At 68.9% G+C, this 11,058-nt stretch carries 10 protein-coding genes and 1 pseudogene; 3 read left to right on the plus strand and 8 right to left on the minus strand.

Translation table 11 applies throughout. From position 1 onward, the window contains the following. Positions 1-86 precede the first annotated feature (86 nt). From KBY47_RS30435 to KBY47_RS30450, 4 genes are all read right to left on the minus strand, one after another. Positions 87-794 carry an SDR family oxidoreductase gene (locus tag KBY47_RS30435; protein WP_210926793.1) on the minus strand — a complete coding sequence of 236 codons (708 nt, stop codon included), beginning with the start codon at positions 792-794 and terminating at the stop codon, positions 87-89. A gap of 126 nt (positions 795-920) precedes the next feature. Then, entirely contained in the window at positions 921-1,742 is an 822-nt protein-coding gene (locus KBY47_RS30440) for a maleylpyruvate isomerase family mycothiol-dependent enzyme (RefSeq protein WP_210926795.1), read from the minus strand. Then, positions 1,739-2,506: an enoyl-CoA hydratase/isomerase family protein gene (locus tag KBY47_RS30445; protein ID WP_210926798.1), complete on the minus strand. Its 768-nt coding sequence runs from the start codon at positions 2,504-2,506 to the stop codon at positions 1,739-1,741. Before KBY47_RS30445 ends, KBY47_RS30440 begins: the two co-directional genes overlap by 4 nt. 121 nt (positions 2,507-2,627) lie before the next feature. Continuing rightward, positions 2,628-3,427, minus strand: a protein-coding gene (locus KBY47_RS30450; RefSeq protein WP_210920869.1) for an IS5 family transposase whose coding sequence is annotated in 2 segments (ribosomal slippage) — positions 2,628-3,079 and positions 3,079-3,427 — 801 coding nt in all. Because the reading frame shifts where the segments join, the coding sequence is not laid out codon by codon here. Positions 3,428-3,675: 248 nt separating this feature from the next. On the opposite strand from KBY47_RS30450, the gene KBY47_RS30455 reads away from it, so the two are divergent. After that, positions 3,676-4,596, plus strand: coding sequence for a LysR family transcriptional regulator (locus tag KBY47_RS30455; protein ID WP_210926801.1), 921 nt, complete (start codon positions 3,676-3,678; stop codon positions 4,594-4,596). Positions 4,597-4,875: 279 nt separating this feature from the next. Here the strand turns inward: KBY47_RS30455 and KBY47_RS30460 are convergent, their stop codons facing one another. Genes KBY47_RS30460 through KBY47_RS30470 form a run of 3 tightly spaced genes read right to left on the minus strand, consistent with a single transcriptional unit; the run spans position 4,876 to position 8,500 of the window. Continuing rightward, positions 4,876-6,300: an NAD(P)/FAD-dependent oxidoreductase gene (locus tag KBY47_RS30460; RefSeq protein WP_210926803.1), complete on the minus strand. Its 1,425-nt coding sequence runs from the start codon at positions 6,298-6,300 to the stop codon at positions 4,876-4,878. Next, positions 6,297-7,793 carry a class I adenylate-forming enzyme family protein gene (locus tag KBY47_RS30465; RefSeq protein WP_210926806.1) on the minus strand — a complete coding sequence of 499 codons (1,497 nt, stop codon included), beginning with the start codon at positions 7,791-7,793 and terminating at the stop codon, positions 6,297-6,299. The genes KBY47_RS30460 and KBY47_RS30465 overlap by 4 nt, the downstream gene beginning before the upstream one ends. Before the next feature lie 38 nt (positions 7,794-7,831). Then, positions 7,832-8,500, minus strand: coding sequence for a DUF3556 domain-containing protein (locus KBY47_RS30470; RefSeq protein WP_210926808.1), 669 nt, complete (start codon positions 8,498-8,500; stop codon positions 7,832-7,834). Here KBY47_RS30470 and KBY47_RS30475 point away from each other — a divergent pair. Both KBY47_RS30475 and KBY47_RS30480 read left to right on the plus strand, forming a co-directional pair. Further along, positions 8,478-9,359, plus strand: a complete 882-nt coding sequence (locus tag KBY47_RS30475; RefSeq protein WP_210926811.1) for a hypothetical protein — start codon at positions 8,478-8,480, stop codon at positions 9,357-9,359. The two genes, KBY47_RS30470 and KBY47_RS30475, sit on opposite strands and share 23 nt — an antisense overlap. Before the next feature lie 1,086 nt (positions 9,360-10,445). Continuing rightward, a complete protein-coding gene (locus tag KBY47_RS30480; RefSeq protein WP_210926813.1) occupies positions 10,446-10,883 on the plus strand; it encodes a DUF4259 domain-containing protein in 438 nt (145 codons plus the stop codon). 73 nt (positions 10,884-10,956) lie between these two features. Here KBY47_RS30480 and KBY47_RS36800 read toward each other — a convergent pair. Then, positions 10,957-11,058, minus strand: a pseudogene (locus KBY47_RS36800) (IS5/IS1182 family transposase); the annotation flags it as partial.

An 11,058-nucleotide genomic window follows, 5' to 3' on the forward strand; every position in this document is an offset into this window, starting at 1 on the left:
GCTGGACGGCCCCGCACGGGCGCACGGCAGCCGTGACCGTTGCCGGGTCTGGAGCTCGGGCGGCAGTGCGTGCCGCTGCCGGTGGGTCAGCCGGTGCTCGCGCCGCCGTCAACGCGCAGGATTTGACCAGTGATGTGTGCCGCTTCCTGCGAGAGCAGGAAGCACACGGCCGCGGCGATGTCGTCCGGCCGGCCCAGCCGCCCGGAGGGTATGCCGGCGAGGTAGCGCTGCTCCGAGGGGGACCCGGCAGGATTGTTGGCACGGAACAGTTCCGTCTCGGTCGGTCCGGGGGCAACGGCGTTGACGGTCACTCCCGTCGTGGCCAGCTCGCCCGCCCAGGCTCGGGTGCAAAAGTCCAGCGCCGCTTTGGCCGCTCCGTAAGCCGTGCGTTCCGGTTTGCCCACGGTGACCAGGCTGGTGATGTTCACGATGCGGCCCCAACCGTGCGCGGTCATGGCTGGCAGGGCGGCCTGGACCACCTGGACGGCGACCCGCACGGTCATGTCGTAGACCGCGTGCAGATCGTCCAGCTCGACTTCGTGTACGGATGCGGGTCGAACCAGACCGACATTGTTGACCACGGCGTCGACGGGGCCCTGGGCGAGGACAGCCCGAAGGGCTGCGTCTGTGGCTGCCCGATCGGACAAGTCGACCTCGTGGAAGTCCCCGGGGAAGGCGTTGGTCGAGGTCCGAGCGAGGCCGATGGGCCGATGTCCCTGACGGGCCAGGCGTTCGGCCACGGCCAGGCCGATGCCGCGTGAGGCTCCCGTGATGAGCACGCGTCGAGAGGCCATGGTGGGAAGAGGTCCTTTCTCGTCCCCGCATCCCAGGGCGGTTGCTCCTGCGGTGCGGGGAGGGGAGGGGCGAAGGCCACGGGTGGCCGATGCCATGGGGCTATCGGCCACCTGGGCCGGGCGAGGTCAGAATCCGGGGAAGAGGGCCGTCAGGTCGGTCAGGGTGACGGCGCCGCTCACCTGGACTTCGTCCGTGGGCTGGTGGCGGCCGTAGACGAGACGCAGCACAGCCTCCGCTGCGCCCGTGACGGAGCCGGCCGGTTCGGCCGGCTCACACGGGTACAGGTGCAGCTCGGCACCGAGGTCCAGCAGCACGGTCCGGGCCGGGCTGGTCAGGGCGATGGTGAGCTGTGCCGGAGCGAGCCGGGCGAGAGTGGTGGCGTCACGGAAGCGGGTGGCGACCAGGTCCAGCCGCTCCCACAACAGATCCACCTCTCCCACCGGAATCGTCGCGCCCGGAGTGAGGGCGGCTTCGATGTCCCAGGCGTGGACTGAGTGCTCCGAGAGCCGGTACCCGGCGTAGGCGGGAAGGTTGAGCAGGCCGGCGAAGTACGGAACACGCACCCGCATCTGCTGGGACATGTCGAGCGAGCCCAGAAGCTGCAGGTGTCGCGTATCAGCTTCCTGCCACGCCTCCCGCTGCGCCAGCGGTGGCAACGTGTTCCACCGCTGCCACACCGGCTCCAGGTCCTCCCGTACCGGCCCCCTCTCATCGCCCGCGATGCCACGCTCAAGCAGGCCGGTGGAGATCTCGGCGGCGCTGCCGACATGGGACAACACCTGCGCAATGCTCCACCCGGCGGCCATCGAGGGCTGTTTCAGCTCCCGCTCGGACAGGGAGGCAACGGTGTCGGCCAGGCGGCGGGAGCTTGTGTGGAGGGCTTCGAGCCAGACCTGCAGGCTGCCGGCCCCGTCGGTGGGGGAGGGTGCCATCACATCCTCGCTCACTGCTGCTGGTAGGCGAGGTCGGCAGCGGTGAGGCCCTCGAGAGCCATACCGAGCTGAAGACCTTCGGCCATGCGGCGGCTGATGCGCTGGCGCAGGGTGACGGCGAGATAGCGGGTGAGCAGCTGCGGCTTGGCGGCCAGGTCCTCGGCGAGCTGCTGGGCGCGGGGCAGGACCTGCTCCAGCGGCAGTACCTCGGCCACCGCGCCCCAGCGCTCGGCCTGCTCGGCCGTGAAGGAGCCCTGCGTCAGGGTCAGATAGCGGGCCCGGTTGACGCCTAGGGCCTCCTCCCAGGCGATCTGGATGCCGTCCCCGGGGACGATGCCGAAGGTCAGGTGGGGGAAGTCGGAGAAGACGGTCGTGTCGGCGGCGATGACGACGTCCGCCAGCAGGGCATACTCGCTGTGGACGGACGCGGGACCGTTGACCGCGGCGATGACGGGCATCTCCAGGTCGACCAGGCGCTGGAGGACGCGGCGGCCCTCGGCGACAGTGCGGTCCCACTGGGCGGGCTTGGTGATGTCGCCCAGGCTGGCGCCGTCGATGTCGGTCATGAACCGGTCACCGGTGCCGGTCAGCACCAGAACCCGGTTGTCGCGGTCCTCGCCGATCTCGAAGAGAGCACGAGGGAAGTCGGTGTGCGTCTCACCGGTGAAGGTGGCCGGACCGTCGTCGGTGTGGAAACGCAGCGTGAGCACGCCCGACTCCGTGCGGCTCATCGCCAGGTTCTTGAACGCGGTGAAGTAGGAAGGGTTCTGCTGGGACATGGAAGGCTCCTGAAGTGGACTCGGGCGGTCGCTCCGCCCTGTGCCCTACTCAACTCCTGCCGCAGCAGCATGCATAGCGCCTGGCCAGAGGGCTTGCCGAGGGCTGTCATAAGACGCCATCTCATTTGGTGAGTCGGCGATAGCAGATGAGGGTGCAGGCGATGCTGGTGAAGGCCAGGAAGTGCTCGGCTTTGCGCTCGTAGCGTCGGTGCAGTCGGCGGCATCCTGCGAGCCAGGACATCGTGCGTTCTATCGTCCAGCGGTGGCGGCCCAGGCGAGTCGAGGACTCGATGCCCTTGCGGGCGATGCGGTGCCTGATGCCTCGCCTGCGTAACCATCGCCGCAGGTGGTCGTAGTCGTATCCCTTGTCGGCGTGGAGCTTTCCCGGTTTGCGCCGCCGTCGTCCGCGCCGGGAGCGGATCGGCGGTATCCCCTTCACCAGCGGGATCAGCGCCTGACTGTCGTGCAGGTTCGCCCCCGAGATCCCGACGGACAGGGGCAGACCGGTCCGCTCGGTGATCAGGTGGATCTTCGAGCCGTACTTGCCCCGGTCGACAGGATTCGGACCTGTCAGCTCCCCCTTTTCAGGGCCCGCATGTTCACCGAGTCGATCGCACAGCGGGACCAGTCCAGCTCGCCGCGGGCACCAAGCTCATCGAGGACCAGGCGGTGGAGTTTTGCCCACACCCGGGCCTTCGACCACTCGGAAAAGCGCCGGTGAGCCGTCGCTCCCGATGGCCCGAACGACGCGGACGGCAGCTGCTGCCACGTGCAGCCCGACGTGGCCACGAACACGATTGCAGCCAACACCTCCCGGTCGCCATGCCGACGCCGACCGCCGCCCTGAGGCCGCGAGGGAGCCTCCGGGACCACCCGCTGGAACAGCTCCCACAACTCATCCGGCACCAGCCGCTCAACGATCGAAACCACGACCGATAGGCTACCGATCCAAATGAGATGACGTCTAAGAATGGGTGATGGCGCAGCGCGGGGCATGCCGCCGCACGGCGCAAGCCCTTACCGGGTTCCCGCGGACCGCCTCAGCGGCGGCCGCACCGCCCTGGACCCGCCCGGAAACCGAAAGCGCCGCGCTGCACGGACAGCCACGCCACCATCGGGCCACGCAGCGCGCCTGACCCGCCGCTCGCGGCTCGTGATGCGATAGGGGCATGGAAATCCGAGCGATGCGCGCGTTCGTCACCGTGGTGGAAGAAGGCGGCCTGTCGGCGGCGGCACGACGGCTGCACATCAGCCAGCCCGCCCTGTCCCAGACCATGAGCGCCCTGGAACGCGAATTCGGTCAGCAGCTACTGATCCGCTCCTCCACGGGCGTGCAGGCCACGGACACCGGCCTGCTGCTGCTCGCGGAATCACGTGCCGTACTGGCCCGCTACGACCAGGCACTCGCGGTCATGACCGCGCGCACCGGGGAGAGCGCGACCACGCTTCGGATCGGCATCCCCCTGGAACTACCCGCGGACCTGCTGTCCAAGGCACTGCTCGAACTGTCCGCCGCCCACCCCGACACGCGGGTCCAAGCCCGGCACCTGTCCACCTCGGCGCAGGTCACGGAACTGCACCAGGGCAACCTTGAGCTCGGCCTGCTACGCGAACGCCCCCAGGGGCAGGAACTCGACGCCATGCTGGTCGTCGAGGAGCGCCTGGGTGTTCTGCTCGCGGCCGAGCGGGCCGCGGAGCTGGCCGGCCCCGACGGCATCCGCCTGGACGCGCTGAACGCACTCGCCTGGGTCGGTTTCCCCCGTTCCGGCAGCCCCGCCTGGTACGACGAACTCACCGCCATCCTGCGCAGCCACGGTATCGACCCAGGCCCACAGGTCCCCGACGGACAGCCACTGATCGCCGAGGTCAAACTCGCCTCCGTCAGCGCCGGACACGCCTTCACCCTGGCACCCCCAGGCTGGTCCCAGCCCCTGCCCGACTTCGTCACCTGGTTCCCGCTGGTAGGTCACCCCATCGTCCGGCGCACCTGGGCTGTGTGGAACGCAGGCTCTCGCCGCCGCGATCTCGGCCATCTGGTGGCGGCCCTGGACCAGCCCGCCAGGAAAGCGGCGCCCGACGCGACGCTCTGACGCATGCAGCCCGCCAGCCGAGACGGAGGACGGACGGGACGAGGGCCGACCACGGAGAACCCTGTCCACGGTTTCGGCCCGGATCTCCGGTCTTCGACAGGCTGCCGCGCAACGGCGAGCCGGACTGCGGGCCCCAGAACAACGAGTCCCACAGCTGGAAGCCACGACTTGTTTCCCGGCAAACCCTTACAACGGCTAACACAATGACGTGGCTCTGCCGCCTGGTGGCCGTGTCTCGTCGACGAGTTCAGCGTCAGCTCGCGGCCCATCGGAGCGCCACTACTTTGCGGTTTCGACCTTGCGTAGGGCGGCCTGTGCCGCCCAGTATCCCGACATGCCGTGTGCACCGGCTCCAGGAGGTGTGGCGGCCGAGCAGATGAAGACCCCGTCGACTCCGGTGGCGTAGGGGTGAAGCGTGACGCGGGGGCGGAACACGAGCTGCAGCGGGTGGTTGGAGCCCGCCACGATGTCGCCGCCGACGTAGTTGGCGTTTTTGCGGGTCATCTCGGTGGTGCTACACACGGCCGTGCCGCGGATGCGGTCGCGGAAGCCGGGCGCGAAGCGCTCGATCTGGGCGACGACTGCCTCCGTCGCGTCCCCGGTGTAGCCGGCCGGCACATGGGCGTAGGTGTAGAACGGGTGCACACCGTCGACGGACCGCGACGGGTCGGCGACGTACTGCTGCGCCGCCAGGACGAATGGCCGGTCCGGCATGCGGCCGCGGGCGACGGCCGCCTCGGCTGACGCGATCTCCTCGAACGTCCCGCCGACGTGCACAGTGCCGGCGTGCCGGCTCGGCTCGTGCGTCCACGGCACACCACCCTCGACGGCGAAGTCGACCTTGAAGGCGCCCGGGCCGTGGCGGTAGGCGCGGTACGCGCGTGCGACGTGCCGTGGAAGTCGGTCACCGATGATGTCGGCCGCGGCGCCGGGAGCGGTGTCGAGCATGACCAGGTCGACGGGTCCGAGATCGTCAAGGCTGGTGACCGTGCGCCCGGTCTCGAACAGCACGCCCCGCTGCTGCGCCGCGGCGATCATCGCCGTGGAGATGGCGGCCGAGCCTCCGACGGCGGCACCCCAGCCGTACCGGTGAGCGGCCGTGCCGAGTGCCACGCCGATTGCCGAGGACGCGACGGCGTCGAGCGGGCGGAAGGCGTGCGCGGCGAGCCCGGCGAGCAGAGCGCGGGCCTCGTCGTGGTGCCAGCATTGGGCCAGTAGTGAGGCAGGTTGCCCGGCGTACAGTCCGAAACGGCCGAGGTGGAGCGGATGCCTTGGAATGTGGAGCACCGGTTGCAGGAACTCGTCGGCGATCGTGTCGAAACGGTCGTTCAGCGAGCCGAACACGCGGGTCCAGGTGCGGCCGTCGCGCCCTCCGAGGTGACGGCCGGTCTCCTCGACCGATCGGTAGGCGGCGGCGCCGCGTCCGTGGTCGAGCGGGTGGGAGTACTGCACTGGCGGCTCCACCCACGACAAGCCGTGTTCGGCTAGGTCGAACGCCCTGGAGAACCGCGTGGCAACCGCCAGTGGGTGGATCGCCGTGCACACGTCGTGCACGAGTCCCGGAAGGGTCAGTTCCGCCGAGCGTGTGCCGCCTCCCAGGGTGTCGGCAGCCTCGACGACGCGCACCCGGATCCCGGCATCGGCCAGTACGAGCGCAGCCGCAAGACCGTTGGGACCCCTGCCGACGACGACTGCAGTCGTCACGATGTCTCCTCACTCGACCTCACGGTTGATGCGCTCGTCGATGCGGTGGTGGTGCGCAGACGCGGCTTGTCGAACTTGCCGAGGGGATTCTTCGGCACCTCGTCGATGAAGGTCACCAAAGTCGGCAGCTTGAACTTCGCGATCCGCTGCGTCAGAAACGCGACGAGTTCGTCCTCGTCGAGGGTCGCGTCTTCCCTCAGGGCGACGAACGCGACGGGCTCCTCACCCATGACAGGGTGGGGGCGGCCGACCACCGCGGCCTCGAGGACGGCGGGGTGCGCGTGGATGGCGTGCTCGATCTCCTGGGGGCAGATGTTCTCGCCACCGCGGATGATCATGTCCTTCACCCGGTCGACGATCCGCAGGTAGCCGTCCTCGTCGAGGACGCCGACGTCGCCGGTGTGCAGCCAGCCGTCCTTGAGGGCCTTGGCGGTCTCCTCAGGCCTGTTGAGGTAGCCGCGCATCACGGCAGGCCCCTGGATGACGACCTCGCCGCGCTCGCGCCGCGGCACCAGGGTGCCGTCGGGGGCCATGACGGCGGCCGTCTGGCCGGGGAGGACGAGGCCGACCGTACCGGGCTTGCGGACACCGTGGAGCGGGTTGCTCGTCGAGGCGCAGGTACCCTCGGAGAGGCCGTAGCCCTCGATGAGCACCACGCCGAAGCGTTCCTCGACCCGAGCGATGAGTGCGGCTGGCATCGGTGCTGCTCCGCAGGCGACGAAGCGCAGCGAGCTGGTGTCCGGCTCGACCTCCAAGGGCAGGTTCGCGAGCATCGTGTAGATCGCCGGGACTCCGGAGAAGTAGGTGGGACGCGCGGTCTCGAGGGTCGCGAACAAGGTCTGAGGGTTGAAGCGGCCGGTGATGGTCGCCTGCCCGCCCGCGCGCAGGGGCGACAGGACGCTGACCACGATGCCGTTCACGTGGAACAGCGGCAGGATGAGCAGGCCGTGGTCGTCCTCGTCGAGTGCCAGCGCCTCGACCATTGTTCCCGTCATTGCGTCGAGGTTGGCGTGGGTGAGCTCGACGCCCTTGGGGCGTCCGGTGGTGCCACTCGTGTAGACGAGCAGGGCCAGGTCGTCGAAGTCCGGTTCGGCCGGGCCGTCGTCGACTCCTGCACAGGGAGCGGTGAGGTCCTCGGGCGCGAGCGTCGTGACGCCCTCCAGCGACAGGCCGTCGTGGGTGACCAGCACGCGCGACCCGGAGTCGGTGACCTGGTACTCGGCCTCACCGTGGGCCAGGGCGGGGTTCACCGGTGTGACGGCGGCACCGAGGCGCCAGGCGGCGAAGAGCGTGACCACGAGGTCCACGCGGTTCGGCAATCGGACCGCGACCACCGTGCCGCGAGCCACTCCGTGGGACGCGAACACGCAGGACGCTGCCTCGACCCGTGCCGCGAATGCCTGGTTGGTGAGCGTGCCGACGGTCTCGTCGGACAGACACGGGCTGTCGAACCGGGCGTCGGCGCGCGCCGAGGGAAGAGATGCGAAGTGCATGGAACGTCCTTCAAGGGTCGGGGGCAGCCGGCGAGGGGTCAGACGGGTGTCTCGTCGGGCCGGTTCGGGTTTGCTCCCAGGGGCTGCCGACGGTGGTAGCCGGCGGCGGTCCAGGTGACGCTCAGCGGAACGGGACCGTTGGGCAGCCACGGCTGCTCCGCCACGCAGTCGGCGACCTTCCATGTGCCCCGCTCGACGACGCCCAGCGCGGCGTCGATCACCTGGTACCGCTGGGTGCGCCGGTGGATGGGCTGGGACTCGAGCCAGACCACGACCAGGTCGCCGGGCTTGAGGCCGAGGCGCCTTTGCCCGGCCGCGACGAGGCGGGCGTCATGCATGTGGCCGTCGCCGAAGTTGAAACCGAGGATGGTGTTGCACACGGACTCCCCCTCGCGGACGGTGCGTGTCTCGATGTCGGCGAGGTGCGCGTACAGGAGCGAGAACAGGCCACGCCCCTGGCGGTGCATCGAGCGCCAGGCGAGTGCCTTCTGCAACGTCATCTCGGCATCGTCATGCTCGTACGGAGTCGGAATCATGCGCTGCAGCTGGTCGACCTGGTTCTCCACGCCGGGCAGCTCGTTGAGCCGCTCCTCCACGCCGGGCTTCATCGCCCACACGGCCGAGGCCCAGTTCCCGGCGTACTGGCGCATGGAGGGCAGGAAGGAGACGAGGTCGGGACGCAGGTTGCCCAGGACCGGCCCGAACATCAGCAGTGCGAAGACCGGGACGAGCAGGAGCGGCTCGGAGAAGTTCCTCGGCCACCGGCGCGCCCTTGAGTGGGTGGCCGGGGAGCTGGCCGGCGTCGAGCCGGACGGCAGGATCTCCTTCGCGGCGTTGCAGATGCTCCAGGATGCCGCCTTCGCCTACATCGACCGGGTTTCCGAGCAGGTCGTTGCGGAGTACGAGACTGAGCGGGAGCGGTGGCTGGCGAATCGCAGCACGATCCGCACGGTCACGCTGAGCATGCTCCTCGCCGGAGACGAGTTGGACACGGCCGCGGCGGAGCAGATCCTTGGCTACCGACTCCGCCAGGAGCACCTTGGACTCGTCCTCTGGGCGGACGAACGGATGACATCACCAGGCCCGCTGGAGTGTCTCGGGCAGCTGACCAGCTCCATAGCCCAGGAGGTTGGTTCGGAGTCCTCGCCGCTGTTCGTCCCGCAGGACCGCTCGCTCGGCTGGGGCTGGATACCGCTGCGGGCAGGGACACGTGTCGACCTCGACCGCCTGGCCCGAGTCCTCGGTGAGGCAGGAAGTGAGGTGAAGGCCGCGATCGGCGCGGTCGGGACAGGACTCGCGGGCTTCCGTGCGACACACCGCCAGGCCCTGCGAGCTCACCAGGTCGCCGTCATCGGGGCCGAGCGGGCCCACCAGGTCACGTCGTTCACCGCTCCCGGAGTCAGGCGCAGGACGACGAAGGTGTCGCGCGGCTGCGGGAGACTCTCACCGTCTTCCTTCAACAGAACCAGAGCTTTGTCGCGACCGCCGCGAAGGTCCACCTGCACACCGGCTGGGGCGGGCGGGCAAGCAGTGGAGACGCCTCTTGCGGGGGAGGGTCGGGGCTGAGTGGCGAGTTCCAGCGGCGTGGCCGGGGAGAAGCCAGCCCGGACGCGGCGTGATACGGCCCACCGCCGAGATCGGCTCGGTTTGGTCGGCCTGACGCTGCAGAAGCTGGTAGACGGCGGGCGGCAGCGGCACGGGATGCTCGCCAACGCGCAGGTGAGGCGTGCTGCCGCCCGTGAGGTCGGAGCGCGTGAGAACAGCGATGCGTGTGATCGGCGTTCCGTACAGCAGCATAGGGCCCCTGTCACCCGCACATCCAGGGGCAGCGTTTCGTCATGCAGACAGCGTCGCAGGTGCGTCCAGTGCTCGGACTCGCTGCACCAGCAGTGGGGTTCATCGGGAGGGCGGTCGCTCAAGGTCCCCAGTGAGACGACGCTCGTGGGCCCAGCGTAGGAACAGCCGGACATGGCGGCGATCCCGGCGCTCAGACAGCCACGTGTCGATGTCGCCTTGAGTCAGGCTGGCCAGCAGTATGTCGTGGTCATCCAGCCAGGTGAGAAATGCGGCAGTACCGCGAATGGCATTGCGTACCGCTGCCGCGCTGGCCGGCGTGAAGCGCCCTCGGGCCGCCCGCCGTCGGGCCCGTCGCAAGAGGGCCTATCTGCGTAGATGTGCAGGGTTCGGCGGTGTTGCGCCGGTAGCGGCGTGAGCGTGTGCTCCATCCAGGGATGCAAGCCTGCCAGGGACTCATTGCGTGCCGGAAGGGCACCGATGTGGACCGGGTGGACCAGGGTGGCTCGCAGAAATGCCAGCCCCTGCCCGGGCCCGGCCGAGTCAAGCGTTTCGTGGGTGAGTGGGAGATCGTCATCGACCAGGTGACGCCGACATCCACCACCAGCCCGGCTTCAACCAGGACGATGTCCAGCGTCTCCCGGCTGCCCCAGCCCGCGGATTTCCTGTCACGTCTTGCGTGTTGATTCCGCCCTGGAGAGAGTGCCCTCGTAGATCACCGGGACCTGAACCACATCAAGCGCCAGGTGTTCGGTCGCGCAGGCTTCACCTTCCTGCGGAAGCGCGTCCTGCCTTCCTCATGACAGCCGCTGTCAGTGGTCGCTGCAATGATCGCCGCACGTCAGCGAGGAGACCACCATGGGAACTTGGGATATCGGCCCCTTCGAGAACGACATGGCTGCGGACTTCGCCTACACCCTGGACGAGACAGCCCCGGACAAGCGCAAGGGCCTTGTTCGAGCGACGCTCAGCAGCACCATCCAAGCCCGGGACTACCTCGAAAGCCCAGAAGGCGCAGAGGCTGTCGCAGCTGCCGCCCTTATCGCGGCACAGTGCCCGGGCGGTGAACCGATCAGTACAAGCTACGGGCCCGAGCAAGCCCTTCCGGCTTTCGCCGACGATCTTCGACCGCTTGCTGTCGAGGCACTCGACCGGGTGGTCGCCGAGGAGTCTGAGCTCGCCGAACTCTGGGATGAGACACCAAGTGGCCCGACGTGGCGGCTGAGTATCAGCCGCCTTCGCGCCGTCCTCGCACCCGAATCCAATCCTCAGGAAGAGGCACTGTTCAACATTTAACTTGATGACCAACTGTTACTGGGCACGGCTTCGGGAGGCACCTGGCGGCTAGGGCCTGTTGTGAAAGTGCTGGTCACAGCCACTCGTTGATGGCTGCGATCAGCACGGTCGCTTCGTAGCGGACGGCGAGTTTGTCGTAGCGGGTGGCGACGGCCCGGTGGCGCTTGAGCCGGTT

The sequence above is a fragment of the Streptomyces sp. B93 genome, from assembly GCF_018070565.1.
Lineage (GTDB): Bacteria > Actinomycetota > Actinomycetes > Streptomycetales > Streptomycetaceae > Streptomyces.